Here is an 18,036-nt window from a genome sequence, read left to right as displayed (position 1 = left end):
CACGCGGCGAGTTGCACATGATTGGCGCCACCACCATTGACGAATACCGCAAACACGTCGAAAAAGACCCGGCTCTGGAACGCCGCTTCCAGCCCGTGCTGGTCGAGGAACCCTCGGTGGAAGACACCATCAGCATCCTGCGCGGCCTCAAACAACGTTATGAAGTGCACCACGGCGTTCGCATCACCGATGCAGCCGTGATTGCGGCAGCTACCCTTTCGCACCGCTATATCACCGACCGGCACCTGCCGGATAAAGCCATTGACCTGATTGACGAAGCCGCTGCCCGCCTGCGCACCGAAATCGACTCAAAACCGCAAGCGCTGGACGAAGTGGATCGCCAAATCATGCAGCTGGAAATCGAACGGCAGGCCTTGCAAAAGGAGAAAGATAAAGCCTCCAAAGAACGGCTGGAGAAACTGGAACAGGAACTGGCCGACCTGCGCGAACGCGCCGCTGAACTGCACACCCGCTGGGAAACTGAAAAGCAGGCCATTGCAGCCCTGCGGGAAGTGAAGGAAAAGATCGAACAGGCCAACATTGAAATGGAAGATGCCGAACGCCGCAACGACCTTGAAAAAGCTGCCCGCCTGCGCTACGGCCTGCTGCGCGAACTGGAACAAAAACTGCGCGAAGCTGAAAACCGGCTTAAGGAGATACAATCAGAAGGCGCACTGCTCAAAGAAGAGGTGGACGCCGAAGAAATCGCCGAGATTGTCTCGCGCTGGACCGGCATCCCCGTTTCCCGCTTGATGGAAGGCGAAATGCAGAAACTGCTGCACATGGAAGAACGTTTGCATCAACGCGTTGTCGGGCAGGATGACGCCATCCGCTCGGTTTCCAATGCGGTACGCCGCGCCCGCGCCGGATTGCAGGACCCGAACCGCCCAATTGGTTCATTTATTTTCCTTGGACCAACCGGGGTGGGCAAAACCGAGCTGGCACGCGCTCTGGCAGAATTCCTGTTTGACGACGAAAAAGCCATGATTCGCATTGACATGAGCGAATATCAGGAAAAGCACACCGTTTCACGGCTGATTGGCGCGCCGCCGGGTTATGTCGGCTATGAAGAGGGCGGCCAGTTGACAGAAGCAGTCCGCCGCAAGCCATACAGCGTGGTTCTCTTCGATGAAATTGAGAAAGCGCACCCGGAGGTCTTCAACGTCCTCTTGCAATTGCTGGATGACGGGCGGCTGACCGACGGTCAGGGCCGCACGGTGGACTTCCGCAACACGGTGGTCATCATGACCTCTAATTTGGGCAGCGAATTGTGGCTGAATCACGCGCATGGCAAACCCGGACGGGAAACGCTCAACCGCATTTTGCAGGCGCACTTCCGCCCGGAATTCCTGAACCGCATTGATGAAATCGTCATCTTCGACCCGCTCACTCGCGATGATCTGGTCAAGATTGTGGATATTCAGCTGGCGCGGTTGGCAAACCTGCTCATGCAGCGCGGACTGAAACTGGAGGTAACCCCGGCAGCCAAGGAATATCTTGCCCAAGCCGGTTACGACCCCGACTTTGGCGCACGCCCGCTCAAACGCACCATTCAGCGGGAAGTACAGGATGTGCTGGCGCTCAAAGTCCTTTCGGGCGAATTCAAAGAGGGTGATACCATTCTGGTGGACGCCACCCCCGAAGGGCTGGTATTCCAGTCCATTGTTGTCGGCGAACCGGTCGAAGCCTGATAACCGGAATTAATCCTCACGCTTAAAGGGCGGCAGTTGAACGATGCCTTCAAACAGGTCTCGTTCAACCCGCCCATTTTCTGGCTCCGGGTAATACTGCATGTAAAGTTCTTTGGAAGCAAAAATCCGCCGCAGAGGGGCGAATAACCCTCCGGTCAGTGAACCGCCGCCCTGGCTGGCATGGCATCTTGAGGCTTCGTCGCGGATGTCGGCTACCTTACGGTAATCAATCACCGCGTGGGTCGGGAAATCCACCTCACTGATGGCAACCAGATCAATATCGTGGTTGCGCCCGTATTTGCGCGGGTCTTTGCCAAACAAACGCAGCAATCGCACCACAAAGCGCAGGAAACCGCGCGGGATGGTTTGAAAATACACTTTTGCCGGACGGTAGGGCGGCAGGTTTTCGGCATCCTGCCAGTTTTCATCGGCTGCCAGACGAAAAGCTTCAACGGTTGCCCGGTGGATGAAAATGTGATCGGGATGGCGGTAGCCGCCAATCGGGTCAAAGGTAATCAGCACATCCGGTTTCAAGCGCCGGATAAAGGTCGCAATTTGAGCAGCCACCTCCTCCAGCGGCTGCTGAATCAACGCCTGCGGGTGTTGATTATCCGCCGAGCCGGGCATTCCGGAATCACGCCAGCCGAGAAAATAAACCCCCGCCAGTCCCAATTTTCCGGCTGCACAGCGTAGTTCAGCCTCCCTTCGTTCGGCAATCGAGCGGTAACCTTTCAAATATTCCTCGTCCACATCGCCCGCCTCACCGCGCGTGGCGCAAATCAGGTGGGTTGCTACATTTCGGCGCGCGTAATAGGCCAGTGTGCCGCCCATGCCAAAGGTTTCATCATCCGGATGAGCCAGAACTGCCAGTAAAACCGGTTTTTCTTTGGAAAGGTTTCTCATTAATACCTACCCCATCTTCCTCAGTATTTCAACATGGTCGGGTCAACCTGCTCGGCCCATGCGTTCAATCCGCCGCGCAGGTTCTTGACCTTGGGAAAACCGGCTGCCACCAGTTGACGCACACCCCGCGCCGAACGCACACCCGTGCGGCAGAACAGCACGTACTCCCGCTGCGGGTCAAGTTCCTGGATGCGATGAGGCAGCCGTTCCAACGGGATGACCAGCGCTCCGGGCAATGCCGAAACTTGCTGCTCAACCGGATCACGCACATCCACTAAGATTACCTCGTCCCCCGCTTCCAAGCGCTGTTTCAAGTCGGACGGTTCAATGACGCGGTCGGCTTCCAACCCATTTTCCTGTACAGCCCGTGCAGGCACGCCGCAAAAGGCTTCGTAATCAATCAGGTGGGTGATTTCGGGCGATTCACCACACACCTTGCAGCGTGGATTTTTCCGCAGGTAAATCACCTGCATACTCATTTCCAGCGCATCGTATAGCAGCAATTTACCAATCAGCGGTTCGCCGATTCCCAGAATCAGTTTAATCACCTCGGTTGCCTGAATGGAGCCAACCGTGCCGGGCAGCACACCGAACACCCCCGCGTCCGCACAGGAAGGCACCGTATCTGGCGGAGGCGGTTCCGGGAACAGACAGCGGTAACACGGGCCATGGCGCGCATCGAATACACTCACCTGTCCCTCAAAACGAAAGATGGATCCATATACAAAAGGCTTGCCGCTCAACACGGCTAAATCATTCAACAAATAACGGGTGGGAAAGTTGTCACTCCCATCCACAAGAATATCGTAATCGGCTGCAATTCGTTCAGCGTTTTGGGATGTAAAAACTTCATTGTAGACATCCACCTGAACAAAGGGGTTCAGCGCAAGCAGCCGATTGCGGGCCGATTCGACTTTCAACACCCCAACCTGGCGGGTATCATGAATAATCTGGCGCTGTAAATTGGAGGTGTCAACCACATCATAATCTACAATCCCAATCCGCCCAACACCCGCCGCCGCCAGATACAGAGCAATCGGAGATCCCAATCCTCCGCTGCCCACCAGTAAAACCGAGGCGGCCTTCAACTTACGCTGCCCTTCCAGCCCCACTTCGGGAATGAGCAGGTGGCGCGAGTAGCGCAAAATTTCCTCTTGAGTTAATTCGACTTTTTGAGCCATCTGGTCTTTCCCTTCGTTTGGATGATGAAACAATTGTACTACGAAGTACCCCAAGTTAAAGCAAGATGCCCAATATTCGGATCAATCAAGGAGTATTTCCTTTCGCGTTAAGAAGTGAAGATTCGGCATAAAGCAAAATTACCCCCTCCAACCTCCCGCAATACATAAGGCGATATTGAAGGAGCGTTGGAAGGGGTCAGAAATACTGAAATGGGTATGAAAAGGATTTGCTCCGAACTGACGGTGGTCCTGGCTCAGGTGCCCTCTTCCCAAGAATTCAGATAGCGCAGCTGCTCATCGGTCAACACGTCAATTTCAACACCCATGGCAGCCAGTTTCAGGCGGGCAATTTCGCTGTCAATTTCTGCCGGCACGCTGTAAACCTGTTTCTTAAGGTCGGCAGCATGCTTGACCATATACTCTACGCTGAGTGCCTGATTGGCAAACGACATATCCATTACGCTGGCAGGATGGCCTTCGGCTGCAGCCAGGTTGATCAGACGGCCCTCACCCAAAAGGTAAATGTGGCGGCCATCCTTCAACTCAAATTCTTCGACAAACGGCCGCACCAGCCGCCGGGAGGAGGACATTCCCTCCAGCGCAGGGATGTTGATTTCCACATTGAAGTGACCGGAATTGGAGATGATCGCTCCATCTTTCATCACTTCGAAATGCTGGCGGTCAATGACGTTAATATCCCCCGTCAGCGTGCAGAACACATCCCCAATTTGGGCCGCTTCTTTCATCGGCATCACGCGGTAGCCATCCATGACCGCTTCGAGCGCCTTGAGCGGGTCCACTTCGGTCACAATCACATTGGCACCCATGCCGCGCGCCCGCATCGCCAGGCCGCGTCCACACCAGCCATAGCCCGCCACCACAAAATTTTTGCCAGCCAGCAGAATATTGGTTGCGCGGATAATTCCATCAATGGTGGATTGACCAGTGCCGTAGCGATTATCGAAGAAGTGTTTGGTCATGGCGTCGTTAACGGCAATGATGGGGAAAGCCAGTGCACCATCGGCTGCCATTGCCCGCAAACGAATGACACCGGTGGTGGTTTCTTCCGTCCCACCAATCACGTTGGACAGCAATTCCCGCCGTTCTTTGTGCAAAACGCTGACCAGATCCGCGCCATCATCCATCGTCAGGTGCGGTTTATGATCCAACGCGGCATGAATGTGCTTGTAATAAACCGTGTTGTTTTCACCCTTGATTGCATATACCGGTATCTCGGAATGAGAAACGAGCGCGGCGGCCACGTCATCCTGCGTCGAAAGCGGGTTCGAGGCAGTCAGCACCACTTCTGCTCCACCAGCCTGCAACGTTTGCATCAAGTTGGCTGTTTCGGTAGTCACGTGCAGGCAGGCTGAAATGCGAATACCCGCCAGCGGGCGTTCTTTTTCGAACCGCTCGCGGATCTGGCGCAGCACGGGCATTTCGCGCGCTGCCCATTCAATCCGCCGTCGGCCTCCTTCTGCCAGTTTTAAGTCCTTCACATCAAAATTGGTCATTCGTTTCCTCCTAAAAAAATTAAGCAGTTTTTTGAGTCATCATTTCCAGCTTACCACCATCATCAAAATGAGCGCGAAAACGCATGATGAAATCTTCGATCGTAAAATAATGCGATTGGGTACCACGCTGCTCTAAACAATATGCCGCAGCCAGTGAGCCCATCTTGCCGCAAATTTCAAAATCCAAACCCAGTCGCCACCCCCGCAAAAATCCACCGCGGAAGGCATCCCCTACGCCAGTTGGATCTACAATTTTTTCCACCGGTACGGCAGGGACTTCCACCTCATTGGCCTGCCAGTAAATGGACGCGCCTTTTGCACCGCGCGTAATGACCACCAGCGGCACCCGATGCAGGATGAAATCTCCACTGAAGCCGGTATGTTTTTGCAGCAGTTCCCACTCGTATTCATTCACAAACAGGCTGTAAGCCCCGTCAACTCCTCGCCGCAATTCTTCCGGGTTCGAGCGGGCAATCTGCTGGCTGGGATCATAAACATAAGGGATCTGCATTTGCTTGCATTCCTCAACATACCGATCCATTGCCACCGGGTCATTCGGCGAAATGACCACCATTTCCGGGCGGGATTGCAGCATTTCCAGTGATAATTCGCGCGCAAATGCCATTGCACCGGTGTAAAAACTGCAAATCTGATTATTGGCAAGATCGGTATTGGCAAAGAAACTGGCGGTAAAGACCCCCGGTATAATGCGGATGTAAGTTGTATCAATGTTGTGGTTTTCCAACCACTGCCGGTAATCCTCAAAATCCTCACCCGCTGTGCCAAATACCAGCGGTTTTTCCCCCAGTAATGCCAGCGTATAAGCAATGTTGGGTGCAATCCCTCCCCGCTGTCGCACCATGTGATCAACCAGAAACGAGAGACTGATCGAATCCAGCCGATCCGGCATGATGTGGTCTTTAAAATAACCGGGAAAGGTCATCAGGTAATCATAGGCAATTGAGCCTGTCAGAACGATACTCATGCTAGATTTCGTACCCTTCACTTAAAAGGTTCGTTGTTTCAACGTTTAGAATCTGACCACAAAGTCATCAAAATTGCTCCCGCTGGGGAGCGAGTTGATTATACCATTGAAAAAGCCGCCGAATAGATTTCGAAACATTGACACATCCCCCACATTCCGGTATAAGGCATTATGCCGAAAATGAAAAATATCCGCCTGGTTTCCATCCTTCTGCTGCTGGTGATGTTGAGCTGCAATTTACCCCTCAACCGCTCAACAAACCCATCTGAAGGGCAGATGACTCCAACGCCTGAAAGCCTGAATACACCCACGCTTTCCCCGCCGACGCCCACACCCACCCCCCTGCCCTCCGTACGTTTAAACCAGGGGGATACAGCCCTGCTGCTGGGCGACACCCAACGCGCCCGACAGGAATATCAATCCGCCGCTCTGGCAACCAGTGATCCTGAAATTCAGGCGGCTGCTTTGGTGGGAATTGCCCGCTCATATTTTGAAGAAAGAAATTACCAGCAGACCGCTGATACTTTGCTGGCATTGATAAACGAACACCCGGCCAATCAATCCCTCGCAAATGGGTATTACTTTCTGGCGGAAACCTACCTGAATACAGGCGAATATCAAAAGGCAGCCGAAGCCTATGAAATGTATTTACAACTTAAGCCGGGTATTCTGGATGATCTGATTGCTGAAAAAGCGGGGGAAGCCTGGATGGCCGCCGGTCAATATGAGCAAGCCATTCAATCCTTCCAGAAAGCCATCCAGGCCTCCGATACGCAGGATACTGCCCGCTTGAAAATTCGTATCGGTCAGGCTTACCAGCAAATGAATGATCTGGAATCCGCCATCCGCCAATATCTGGATGCCTACCAAAGTACAAGCAATGAATATTACAAAGCCCAGGCAAACTTTCTGGCAGGCCAAGCCTATCTCATTCTGGGATTTCCGGAGCAAGCCTACGCCCGCTTTCAGGATTCGGTCAACAACTTTCCACGCTATTACGACACCTATTCCGGGCTGATTGAACTGGTCAACGCTGGTCAACCGGTCAATCAACTCAACCGCGGGCTGGTCAATTATTTTGCCGGACAGTACGCCCTGGCAGCCGAAGTTCTGCTGGGTTACATCAACAATAATCCGGACCACGACGGCATACCTCACCACTACCGCGCCCTTGCCCTCCGCCAGATCAATAACATTGAAGGAGCATTGGAAGAGTGGCAAACCTTGATTCGCGATCACCCCGGCGACTCGTTTTACTCCACAGCCTGGCAGGAAATTGCCTATACGCAGTGGGCGTTTTTGGAAAACTTTGAAGCGGCTGCTTCAACGCTTTTAGATTTTGTTTCCCAAAATCCTTCCGCCAGTGAAGCGCCCAATGCCTTGTTTAGCGCTGCGCGAATTCTGGAACGCAGCAATCGCTTGACCCGCGCCGCTGAAACCTGGGAACGACTGCTTCAAGAATACCCGGCTGCCTCGATCAGCCCGCGCGCTCAATTTCTGGCTGGCATCACTTACTACCGCATCGGCGCCGATGAACGCGCCTTGAATGCCTTTCAAAGACAGGTGGTGCTTTCCACTTCACCAAACGATCAGGCTGCCGCCCTGCTGTGGATTGGAAAAATTCAACAGCGGGCCGGTAACCTCGACGATGCCCGCGCTTCCTGGCAGCAAGCCGCCTCACTGGACCCAACCGGTTATTACAGCGAACGAGCGGATGAACTGCTCAACAATCAGCCGCCCCTTCATCCGCCAGCGGTGTATGATTTGGGTGTAGATTGGGCAAGCGAGCGACAACGGGCAGAAGACTGGATACGCGACACTTTTTCCCTTCCTCCTGAAACGGATTTGGAAGGGCTGGGGGATTTAGCGCAAAATCCGCGCTTTATCCGCGGTATGGCTTTATGGGAACTCGGTCTCTACCAGACCGCCCGCGGTGAATTTGAAAGCCTGCGTGAAGAAATCTCTTCAAATCCAACCGCGCTCTACCGTTTTCTGAATATCATGCTGGAAATTGGGGCATACCGGCCTGCCATCTTTGCCAGTCGTCAGATTCTCAATCTGGCCGGCATGGACAATCTGCAAACGCTGACTGCCCCGCGCTTTTTCAATCTGGTGCGCTTTGGGGCTTATTACAAGGACGTGGTGATGCAGGAAGCCAATGAAACCGGCCTTCACCCGCTGCTCCTGTTCAGTATTATTCGCCAGGAATCCTTCTTTGAAACCTTTGTGATTTCCAGCGCCGGTGCGCGCGGGTTGATGCAGATTATGCCTGCAACGGGACAGGAATTGGCTGAACGCTACGGCTATCCGGACTTTCAGGTGGAAGATTTACACAATCCGTTGATCAATATCCGACTGGGAGCCAAATACCTGGCGAATCAACGTGATTATTTTGGAGGCGACCTGTATCTTGCTCTTGCAGCATACAATGGCGGTCCGGGCAATGCCTATGCCTGGTCACAACTTTCCGGCGGCGACCCCGATTTGTTCGTGGAAGTCATCCGCTTTGAGGAAACACAGCGGTACATCCGCTCAATTGCTGAGATCATGAATATCTACCGTCTCATCTACGAGCGCAAATAAAACAAGGACTGGTCGCTGACCAGCCCCTGTTTGTAAATTCAACTTTGTAATCCTTACAGCAAAATCAAGGCCGGTTTTTCGAGGTAATTCTTCAAGGTCTGCATGAATTTAGCCGCCTCTGCCCCATCGGTAATCCGATGATCGGCAGAAAGGGTCATCTTCATTCGTAAACCGGGTTTGATCACACCATTTTCCACAACCGGCACTTCTTTTACGGATCCAACTGCCAGTATTGCCGCTTCCGGCGGATTGATGATCGCCACAAAATGCTCAACTTCAAACATGCCTAAATTACTGATCGAGAATGTTGAGCCTTCAATGTCCTCCGGGCGGACTTTACCAGCCCGCGCCCGACTAACCATTTCCTTGACCTCTTGAGAAATCAAACCAAGCGATTTGAAATCGGCATCTTTGCAAACAATCGTCATCAGGCCGTTCTCCAGCGCGACCGCAACGCCAATGTTACGGTGTCCATGACGAACAATCTCGTTCCCCTGCAAAGAAGCATTCAGGTTAGGGAACTGCCGTAAAGCAAGCGCAGCAGCTTTGATCATAAAATCATTGACCGATAATTTCTGCTCCTCAGGCAATTGAGTGTTGAACTGCTTGCGCAGATCCATGAGTGCTGCCATGTCCACTTCGCTGGTCAGGTAAAAGTGCGGAATCTGGGTTTTGGATTCGACCATACGCTTTCCGATGATAGCGCGCAGTTTATCCACTGCCGCGCGCTGATCTTCCATCGCAGGCAACGGCATAGCAGCCGGGATTGGCGCAGAAGGCTGGACTGCAGGCGCTGCAACAGAAGGCAGCGGCGTTTCAATTTCTGGTGCAGGTTCAGCGGGCGCCGATTGCAAAACCCTCTCGATATCACGCCTGACAACCCGCCCACCGGGGCCGCTCCCCTGTACCTGACTCAGGTTAATGCCATATTCGAGTGCCATGCGGCGGGCAAGAGGTGAGGCTTTGGTGCGCCCCTCTTCATCGGCGGTCACAATTGGCGCTTCAACAGCAGTAACAGTCCCTGTGGGCTGACCTGCAGGTTGAGCCGCTGCCAGTGGAGATTCTTCTGCAGCCGCTTCGCCCGGCAAGTCTTTCACTTCTTCACCGGGGGCTGCTATGACCGCTATCGGGGTGCCTACCGGCACCACATCGCCAGCCTTGACCAGATGACGATACACAATCCCTTCTGCGCTGGATTCAACTTCAACGGTGGCTTTGTCGGTTTCAATCTCAGCCAGGACCTGCCCTTTTTCAATTTTTTCACCTTCGCCGACCACCCAGCGCACCAGCGTACCTTCCGCCATATCAAAGCCCAATTTGGGCATGGCAATAATCTCAGCCATTACAACACCTCCTTGACCGCCTGTATCACATCCTCCACCTGAGGAAGTGCCATTTGTTCCAATGTACGGTTGTAAGGCAGCGGCACTTCAGCCTGTGCCACCCGCTTGATGGGAGCATCCACATAATCAAAGGCCTCTTCATAAATCCGGCTGGCAACTTCTGCACCGACACCGTAAGACCGCCAGCCTTCTTCTACGATGACAGCCCGGTTGGTCTTTTTGAATGATTCTAACACCGGCGCCATATCCAGGGGACGCAACGAGCGCAAATCCACAATCTCGGCTTCGATGCCTTCTTTTGCCAGTTGATCGGCGGCTTTGGTGGAAATCTCCAGCATCTTGGAATAGGTCACAATCGTCACATGCCGGCCTTCCCGTTGAATGGTGGATTTGCCCAGCGGGACAATATAATCCCCCTCCGGCACTTCACCGCGGGTCTGGTACAGTGTGGCATGTTCGATGAACAGAACCGGATCCTGACTGCGAATAGCCGCCTTGAGCATACCCTTGGCATCCGCAGGCGTACCGGGGGCAACCACCTTCAAGCCGGGGAAATGAGCAAAAATTGCATCGGGGGTTTGCGAGTGAGTAGCACCCAATTGCCGTCCTCCACCTCCCACCGCACGGATGACCAGCGGTAAAATCATTTGCCCGCCAAACATGTAGTGTAGTTTGGCTGCCTGATTGACGATGTGATCCATTGCCGAAAAGGCGAAATTGATGGTCATTAATTCAGCAACAGGGCGCAGACCGGTTAATGCCGCCCCAATTGCTGCACCAATAATGGCTGCTTCTGCAATCGGTGTGTCGCGCACTCGCTCGGGTCCAAAGTGATCATAAAAACCTTTGGTCACGGCGTAGGTACCGCCCCAAACCCCAACTTCCTCTCCCAGAATGAAAACACTGGGGTCTCGTTCCATTTCCTCCCACAACGCCTGAGAGATGGCTTCGCGCATGGTTATTCGTGCCATAGTGTCACCCCGTTATCCTTCAACGTAAATGTGCTTGAACAATTCTTCTGCCGGCGGTTCCGGGCTGGCTTCGGCAAACGCTACCGCATCATTGACCTCTTCTTCGGCCAATCGAATTTGCTCCTGAAGTTCTTCTTCGGATGCGATGGTATTTTCCAGTAAATAACGGTGATAAATACCGATGGGATCGTTTTCCAGCCAGGTTTTTACTTCTTCCGAAGAACGATACCGTTCCGGGTCGCCCATCGAATGCCCTCGGAAACGATAGGTGATCACTTCTAAAAATTGTGGACCGCTCCCATTGCGAATTTCCTCATAAAGGCGCGCTGAAACTTCGCGGACTTTGATTACATCCATGCCGTCCACCGCTTCACTTTTCATGCCATAGCCATCCGCTTTGCGGCGCATTTCTGAAACCGCCGAAGCCCGATCTACCGCGGTGCCCATGCCGTATTGATTATTTTCACACACCCACAGGACCGGCAGGTTCCATACCTTGGAAAGATTGAGAGCTTCGTGAAAATATCCAATATTGGTAGCGCCATCTCCAAACATACACACCGTCACCGCTTTGTTGTTCTGGTAAAAATCCCCCAGTGCCAGACCAGCTGCAATCGGCAAATGCGCGCCGACAATGGCATGACCACCCCAAAAATTCTTCTTGACATCGGCGAGGTGCATTGAACCGCCCTTCCCACGCGAGCAGCCGGTAACCTTACCAAGCAATTCCGCCATCACCTCCCGCGCGGAAAGGCCGCAATTGATTGCCACGCCATGATCGCGATAGGCGGTGATGATGCGGTCTTCAGGTCTCCTCACGGAGATCAAGCCGGTGCTGACCGCTTCCTGTCCGATGTACAGGTGCAAAAAACCGCCGATTTTACCTTGCTGGTACAACTCCGCCGAACGTTCTTCAAGCCGGCGAATAACAACCATTTGATGATAAAGATTGAGATATTCTCGTTTCTCCATCGGCTGGAGATCCTCCTTTGTTCGATGTATCCTTCCATCCGCTGACCCCGCTGCGGGTCACATTTGCCAGTTAACTGGACAATTTCACAGGCATTATACCAGAATCAAAAACCCCTCACAGGGGTTTGTAGCACCTGAAGGGGTGGATTTCAGATTATCCAGAAGGATGATTGGATTATTGACTTTTCTCCGGAAGCTTTTTAAAAAAAGCCATCAAATCTATCCCGCGTTGTTTCAAATACAGCCGCCGGCCAATAAACCAGATCAGACCGCTGACAAAAACAATCGCTAAAAGAACAGCCGACTGTCCGTCAACCGGTAAAATGTTGACCTGAAAGACATACGGCAGGCTGATTCCTGCGATCAAGATCAACAGCGTAGTTCCCCCCAAAAAGCGCACCCAGCCCCGCGATGGTCTATCCTCTCCTTCTGCAAGGAAATGATAGGGATTTTTGATCATTGCCAGAACCGGCAACAAAAGCCCAAAAGCCACAAACAGCGCAAAATTGTAATGATTTCCAATCCAGTTTGCCTGCGCCGCATCAATGACCACCAGCAGGGCAATCATGGTCACCAGTAGAAGCGCAAACAGGGGGCTGTGCTGCCGGGCGTGCACCAGACCAACCCACTCCGGCATGAGGCGGTCATCTGCCCAGGCTTTGAGAATACGGCTCAAGGAGATCATATATACCTGCACAACCAGAACAAACATCACAACCCAGATGACGGCTAAAAAGAACAATAAAAGCGGGTTGGGCTGGACAACCGCTGCATAAAACGGCAGCCAGGGCATTATAATTCCCCGCAGAACACCGGTTGAACTACCCCCGCCAGGGGTTGAAACCGGCATCGGTAAAACCACTCCGCCTTCGCCAGTAATGCCCTTCAGGCGCAGAAAACTTTCTGCTGCCAGGAATTGCCACGAAATGGTTCTTTCGACCAGCGCGACCGCTGCAACACCCAAAAAACCAGCCACAATCAGCGCCAGCAAACCGGCTGGGACGATATTCCGCCGGTCAGTACGCAGCTCACCGGACATCCACACCGGTAAGCCCAGTGCAAAAAAGCCCGACAGGCCAATGATGAATCCGATGGCAATCATCTCAGGCAGGGTCTCGCCCTGAGCCTTCATCCCCAATTGAAAGGCAAGATTAAGATGCAGAGAATGCGAACCAGCCCCAAAAATTCGGTCAAACATTTCGCTGAATCGGTTTTGAGGAACAGATGCAAACTGTCCAAGAATTACAAGCCAGCCCGCAATCGAAATCCCGGCCCCCCAGCCGATGATGCTGCGAATTGCTCGCGGAGAAAGGATAGAAAGGATAAAAGCCGTAAAAATCAATCCGCTTCCAATGTAGACCATCACCTGCGGATTATTCAGTGCAGCTGCAAAAACCTGTAAATCGTAAATGCCCAGTACATTACCGAGCAGGTTTGCCAGATCAGGCAGAATTAACCGTGCAAACATACTTGCCAGAAAGCCGATAAATAACCCGCCCCCAATCAAGAAAGTCCAGCTAAACGCAAAACCCAGTGGGGGGTGAATGACTCGCGTGCCAAAGTAGTAATCCGGCGCTTCCCGCCCAACCAGTCGGCCCATCGTCCAAACGGTCAATAACACAAACAGCATGCCCGCCAGTCCGATCAGCATGACGTTGGTAAGATTAATACCCGGATAAACGCCGGGCAGCACACTCACCGGCAGCCACACGGCCTGAACAAGACCAACTCCCGCCAGCGCCAAACCGATCACCGTCCAAAAACCGATCCAGTTTGTAAACCTGCCGGCCTTGCTGGCAGGTCTTGTTTCTGCCTGCGGAGCAATCAACTCAGTTAATTCGCTCAACTTTATTCCTCCTTGTAGGGGGTGACATCAGAACCAGTTATGCAAGAAGGATGCCTACAAAAAAATTATACCAACCCTGTTCAAAAACAACCTTTCAATTCCGCAAAGCAGATCATTTGCTTAATTTTTTTCATTTGACAACTGGCTCCCTACATGCGCCTCCCCCAATATCGTCGCGGCGATATTGGGGGAGGCTGGAGGGGGCAGAGAACGCCCAAATTGATCGGGGATTTATTTAACCCAAACTTTGCTCCAACTATGCAGCGTGTTTCAGGGCGGCATGGGCAGCCGCAAGACGGGCTACCGGCACCCGGAAGGGCGAGCAGGACACATAGTTGTTTCCGACCAGATGGCAGAATTCAATCGAGGCCGGATCGCCACCGTGTTCGCCGCAAATACCCACTTCAAGGTCCGGACGCGCCTTTCGTCCATCTTCAACCGCAATCTGCATCAACCGGCCAACTCCATCCCGATCCAGAGTCTGGAAGGGATTCTTGGGCAGAATGCCATTTTCCACATAAGTGACCAGAAAACTGCGTTCGGCATCATCGCGGCTGTAACCAAAGGTCATCTGGGTCAGGTCGTTGGTGCCGAAGGAGAAGAATTCCGCAATTTCGGCAATTTCCTTTGCAGTAACCGCTGCGCGTGGGATTTCGATCATGGTGCCAAACTTGTAGGGGAAGGACACACCTTTTTCTTTCATCACCTCGCGGGCAATTTCTTCCAGACGCGGCTGAATGACCTTCAACTCGTTGACGTGACCGGTGAGCGGGATCATCACTTCAGGCTTGGCATGTACACCCTTGAGGGTAACGTTGGCAGCCGCTTCGAAAATGGCACGAACCTGCATCTCAACGATTTCGGGCATGACAATGCTCAAACGCACGCCGCGCAAACCCATCATTGGGTTGCTTTCGTGCATGGCTTCCACGGCCTGCAGCATTCTTTCCAGTTCAACAACTTCTTTAGGCTCACCCTTGCCCAGCACGTAACCCGCCAGCGCCTCAATGCGCTTGGTGATGATCTGTTCTTCAAGGTCTTTGGCAGCCGGTAGGAACTCATGCAGCGGCGGATCAATCAGGCGGATGATGACCGGGTAGCCATCCATGGCAGTGAACAAACCTTCAAAGTCTGCCCGCTGGAAGGGAAGCAACTCATCCAAAGCGGCTTTGCGCTCTTCAGAGGACTTTGCCAGAATCATGCGTTGAACGATGGGTAAACGTTCCTGTTCAAAGAACATGTGCTCGGTGCGGCACAGGCCAATTCCTTTAGCGCCGTAAGCACGCGCGCGCTGGGCATCTTTTGGATAATCGGCATTTGCCCAAACCTGCAATCCGGTGGTGGGTGAACCGTTGACGCTCTTACGAATGCCAGGACGGGCACAGATCTCATCTGCCCAGTCCAAAAGCGTTAACAAATCGGTCTGTTCTTCCAGAGAGGGGGAAGTCATCGGCAGTTTACCCAAGAAAACCTCTCCGGTGCCTCCATCCAGTGAAATCCACTCGCCTTCTTTGACGACTTTGCCATCCACTTCCATCTGGCGTTTGTCCAGATCAATGCGCACGCTGGCCGCACCCACCACACACGGAACGCCAAACTGGCGGGCAACCACTGCAGCATGCGAGGTAGCCCCACCCTCACTGGTGAGAATACCCTTGGCAGCCAGCATACCGTGAACATCATCCGGTTTGGTGAATGGGCGCACCATAATGACATCCTGATGATATTCCTTGTTCATTTTTTCCGTGGTGTCGGCATCAAAGTACACCTGCCCGACCGCCGCGCCGGGTGAGGCGTTCACACCACTGGCGAAGAACCGGCCATCCGCTTTGGCTTTTTTAATGGTTTCTGCATCAAACTGTGGGTGCAGCAGTGTATCAACGTTCTCGGGGCTGACGCGTTTGACAGCCTCTTCCCGGGAAATGATGCCCTCATTAGCCATGTCCACCGCAATCTTAACCGCAGCCTTGGCAGTCCGTTTGCCGTTGCGGGTTTGCAACATCCACAATTTACCCCGTTCAATTGTAAATTCCATGTCCTGCATGTCGCGGTAGTGGCGTTCCAATTTATCACAAATTTGCAGGAATTCGCGGTAGCATTCGGGCATGTCCCGTTCCAGATTCTCAATCTTCTCGGTGTTGCGGATACCGGCAACCACATCTTCACCCTGAGCATTGAGCAGGTAGTCACCGTAGAGTTTCTTTTCGCCGGTGGCCGGGTTGCGGGTAAACGCCACACCTGTACCCGAATCATTGCCCATGTTACCGAATACCATGGTGACGATGTTGACCGCCGTGCCCAAATCATCCGGGATGTTGGTCGCGCGGCGATAATCCACCGCCCGTTTTCCATTCCAGGATTTGAACACCGCTTCGGTAGCCAGTTTCATCTGCTCATAGGGGTCCATGGGGAAATCAAAACCCAGTTCCTTACGGACAACCCCTTTGAAAATATGGGTCAGTTCTTTCAAATGCTCGGCGGTCAGGTCGGTGTCCAGTTTAGCGCCTTTTTCGCGCTTATATTCTTCCAGAACATCTTCAAATGCCTCATCTGGCATGCCCAGAACTACTGCGCCAAACATTTGAATCAGGCGGCGGTACGAGTCATAAACGAAGCGTTCGTTGTTGGTCAACCGAATCATCGCCTGAGCCGTCTCATCATTCAGCCCAATGTTGAGGACAGTATCCATCATACCCGGCATGGAGAACTTTGCACCGGAACGGCAGGAAACCAACAGGGGATTATCGCTGCCACCGAATTTCTTACCGGTCAGTCGCTCCACTTCTTTGAGCGCTTCCAGCATCTGTTCCCACATCCCTTCCGGGAATTTTCCGCCAGCCGCAAGATAAGCATTGCAGGCTTCAGTGGTGACGGTGAATCCGGGTGGAACCGGTACACCCAGCCGGGTCATGTCTGCCAGATTGGCACCTTTGCCCCCCAAAAGCCCCCGCACTGCATCCCAATCGCCGCCCACATACTTTTCGGCAGCATCCAATTCATGGAATAAATATACCCATTTCTTCATGTTTTCTTTAACCTCCAGAAAATGTTTAACCCCTGAAAGGGGATAGTTCGCCTTAAGCCCTTAATCGTCACATTCTACCACAAAATTGACGATTTTTCGGTGAGTTCACCTTCGGTTGACTGATCAAATAAAAGCCCCATTTGTAAAGAAGTTGAAAGGATAAAATCCATCAAGTTCGCTGATAATAGGGTTGTACTCAATGCAAAGGAGAGGCGAATGAAAATACTGGTCATTGATGACGACCCTGCCATGACAGAATTACTTTCCACACTGTTGCGAACCATCCCTGCACATGTCATTGCGGTGAATTCGGGTCAGGAGGGGGTTGATCAAACCGCGAGCGAGAAACCCGATATTGTCATTCTTGACCTGATGATGCCAGATATGGACGGCTGGCAGGTCTGCAAACACATTCGTGAATTCAGCAATGTGCCCATCCTCATTCTCTCCGCACTGGATCATCCCGGGATGGTTGCAACTGCACTGGATGCCGGAGCCGATGATTATCTGATCAAACCGGTTTCAAGCAGTATGTTAATTGCACGCATCCATACGCTGCTTCGACGAACGAAACCGATCCCATCCAACATACCCGCCGCCAGCACCCCCTGAGCGGAACACGCCAAATTTGTAGTAAAATTCATCTGTTCCATTTCAAACAGGATGTTCAATCGAATATCCTTGTTTTGCTTTCAAGGGAAATTTTCAATCAAGGAGCAATTCACGTGCAGACCTGTTCACTTTGCTACACGCAATCACCCGACACAGCCCTGGAATGTCAAAACTGTGGCGCAAACCTCAGGCAATTTTCCGTCAGTGCGGTGGCGCTCAAAAAATTACAGGAAAATCCCCGCGTCCGTGATATTCGACTGGTGGTAGATGATGATGCCTGCCCGGTCTGTCAGTCCATGGCTGCAACTTACCCCAAAGATCAGGTGCCGGCTTTACCTGTCGAAGGTTGCTCCAGCCCCAACGGCTGCCGTTGTTTTTATGAACCGATGTTAACCGAAATTTTCCCCTGA

At 52.7% G+C, this 18,036-nt stretch carries 13 protein-coding genes; 4 read left to right on the top strand and 9 right to left on the bottom strand.

Annotated elements, in window-relative coordinates; genetic code table 11:
• Nucleotides 1-1,691 (top strand): ATP-dependent Clp protease ATP-binding subunit (locus VAE48_RS09770; RefSeq protein WP_322793139.1); only part of this gene is annotated, 1,691 nt, incomplete at its 5' end.
• Between the two features lie 9 nt (nt 1,692-1,700).
• Here VAE48_RS09770 and VAE48_RS09765 read toward each other — a convergent pair.
• The 4 genes from VAE48_RS09765 to VAE48_RS09750 all read right to left on the bottom strand — a co-directional run bounded on the left by VAE48_RS09765 (nt 1,701) and on the right by VAE48_RS09750 (nt 6,274).
• Nucleotides 1,701-2,594: a PIG-L family deacetylase gene (locus VAE48_RS09765; RefSeq protein WP_322793138.1), complete on the bottom strand. Its 894-nt coding sequence runs from the start codon at nt 2,592-2,594 to the stop codon at nt 1,701-1,703.
• A 20-nt stretch (nt 2,595-2,614) separates the two neighbouring features.
• Nucleotides 2,615-3,775 (bottom strand): molybdopterin-synthase adenylyltransferase MoeB, encoded by a 1,161-nt coding sequence (moeB, locus tag VAE48_RS09760; protein WP_322793137.1) that lies wholly within the window; start codon nt 3,773-3,775, stop codon nt 2,615-2,617.
• Between the two features lie 254 nt (nt 3,776-4,029).
• Nucleotides 4,030-5,289, bottom strand: a complete 1,260-nt coding sequence (gene ahcY, locus VAE48_RS09755; RefSeq protein WP_322793136.1) for an adenosylhomocysteinase — start codon at nt 5,287-5,289, stop codon at nt 4,030-4,032.
• Nucleotides 5,290-5,308: 19 nt separating this feature from the next.
• The gene (locus tag VAE48_RS09750; RefSeq protein ID WP_322793135.1) at nt 5,309-6,274 is read right to left on the bottom strand and encodes a carbohydrate kinase family protein; all 966 of its coding nucleotides are present in this window, start codon (nt 6,272-6,274) and stop codon (nt 5,309-5,311) included.
• Between the two features lie 171 nt (nt 6,275-6,445).
• Here VAE48_RS09750 and VAE48_RS09745 point away from each other — a divergent pair, with 171 nt between their 5' ends.
• Nucleotides 6,446-8,857, top strand: coding sequence for a transglycosylase SLT domain-containing protein (locus tag VAE48_RS09745; RefSeq protein WP_322793134.1), 2,412 nt, complete (start codon nt 6,446-6,448; stop codon nt 8,855-8,857).
• A 53-nt stretch (nt 8,858-8,910) separates the two neighbouring features.
• Here VAE48_RS09745 and VAE48_RS09740 read toward each other — a convergent pair whose 3' ends face one another.
• The 5 genes from VAE48_RS09740 to ppdK form a co-directional block, all read right to left on the bottom strand.
• A complete protein-coding gene (locus VAE48_RS09740; RefSeq protein WP_322793133.1) occupies nt 8,911-10,200 on the bottom strand; it encodes a dihydrolipoamide acetyltransferase family protein in 1,290 nt (429 codons plus the stop codon).
• Nucleotides 10,200-11,171: an alpha-ketoacid dehydrogenase subunit beta gene (locus VAE48_RS09735; RefSeq protein ID WP_322793132.1), complete on the bottom strand. Its 972-nt coding sequence runs from the start codon at nt 11,169-11,171 to the stop codon at nt 10,200-10,202. Before VAE48_RS09735 ends, VAE48_RS09740 begins: the two co-directional genes overlap by 1 nt.
• Nucleotides 11,172-11,183: 12 nt before the next feature.
• Nucleotides 11,184-12,143 carry a pyruvate dehydrogenase (acetyl-transferring) E1 component subunit alpha gene (pdhA, locus tag VAE48_RS09730; RefSeq protein ID WP_322793131.1) on the bottom strand — a complete coding sequence of 320 codons (960 nt, stop codon included), beginning with the start codon at nt 12,141-12,143 and terminating at the stop codon, nt 11,184-11,186.
• Between the two features lie 175 nt (nt 12,144-12,318).
• Nucleotides 12,319-13,989, bottom strand: a complete 1,671-nt coding sequence (locus VAE48_RS09725; RefSeq protein WP_322793130.1) for an amino acid permease — start codon at nt 13,987-13,989, stop codon at nt 12,319-12,321.
• Between the two features lie 256 nt (nt 13,990-14,245).
• Entirely contained in the window at nt 14,246-17,014 is a 2,769-nt protein-coding gene (gene ppdK, locus VAE48_RS09720) for a pyruvate, phosphate dikinase (protein WP_322793129.1), read from the bottom strand.
• A gap of 216 nt (nt 17,015-17,230) precedes the next feature.
• On the opposite strand from ppdK, the gene VAE48_RS09715 reads away from it, so the two are divergent.
• Together VAE48_RS09715 and VAE48_RS09710 are read left to right on the top strand one after the other, a co-directional pair.
• Nucleotides 17,231-17,626 (top strand): response regulator transcription factor, encoded by a 396-nt coding sequence (locus tag VAE48_RS09715; protein WP_322793128.1) that lies wholly within the window; start codon nt 17,231-17,233, stop codon nt 17,624-17,626.
• Nucleotides 17,627-17,739: 113 nt separating this feature from the next.
• Nucleotides 17,740-18,036 carry a hypothetical protein gene (locus VAE48_RS09710; protein WP_322793127.1) on the top strand — a complete coding sequence of 99 codons (297 nt, stop codon included), beginning with the start codon at nt 17,740-17,742 and terminating at the stop codon, nt 18,034-18,036.

The organism is Bellilinea sp., assembly GCF_034432615.1.
Lineage (GTDB): Bacteria > Chloroflexota > Anaerolineae > Anaerolineales > Anaerolineaceae > Bellilinea.
This window is presented reverse-complemented; position numbering and strand designations above follow the sequence as displayed.

Excerpts from the sequence above, each read along its gene's own strand:
- VAE48_RS09735 (WP_322793132.1), bottom strand. The coding sequence starts at position 11,171 with ATGGCACGAATAACCATGCGCGAAGCCATCTCTCAGGCGTTGTGGGAG.
- VAE48_RS09765 (WP_322793138.1), bottom strand. The coding sequence starts at position 2,594 with ATGAGAAACCTTTCCAAAGAAAAACCGGTTTTACTGGCAGTTCTGGCT.
- VAE48_RS09715 (WP_322793128.1), top strand. The coding sequence starts at position 17,231 with ATGAAAATACTGGTCATTGATGACGACCCTGCCATGACAGAATTACTT.
- VAE48_RS09745 (WP_322793134.1), top strand. The coding sequence starts at position 6,446 with ATGCCGAAAATGAAAAATATCCGCCTGGTTTCCATCCTTCTGCTGCTG.
- VAE48_RS09750 (WP_322793135.1), bottom strand. The coding sequence starts at position 6,274 with ATGAGTATCGTTCTGACAGGCTCAATTGCCTATGATTACCTGATGACC.
- VAE48_RS09740 (WP_322793133.1), bottom strand. The coding sequence starts at position 10,200 with ATGGCTGAGATTATTGCCATGCCCAAATTGGGCTTTGATATGGCGGAA.
- moeB (WP_322793137.1), bottom strand. The coding sequence starts at position 3,775 with ATGGCTCAAAAAGTCGAATTAACTCAAGAGGAAATTTTGCGCTACTCG.
- pdhA (WP_322793131.1), bottom strand. The coding sequence starts at position 12,143 with ATGGAGAAACGAGAATATCTCAATCTTTATCATCAAATGGTTGTTATT.
- ahcY (WP_322793136.1), bottom strand. The coding sequence starts at position 5,289 with ATGACCAATTTTGATGTGAAGGACTTAAAACTGGCAGAAGGAGGCCGA.
- ppdK (WP_322793129.1), bottom strand. The coding sequence starts at position 17,014 with ATGAAGAAATGGGTATATTTATTCCATGAATTGGATGCTGCCGAAAAG.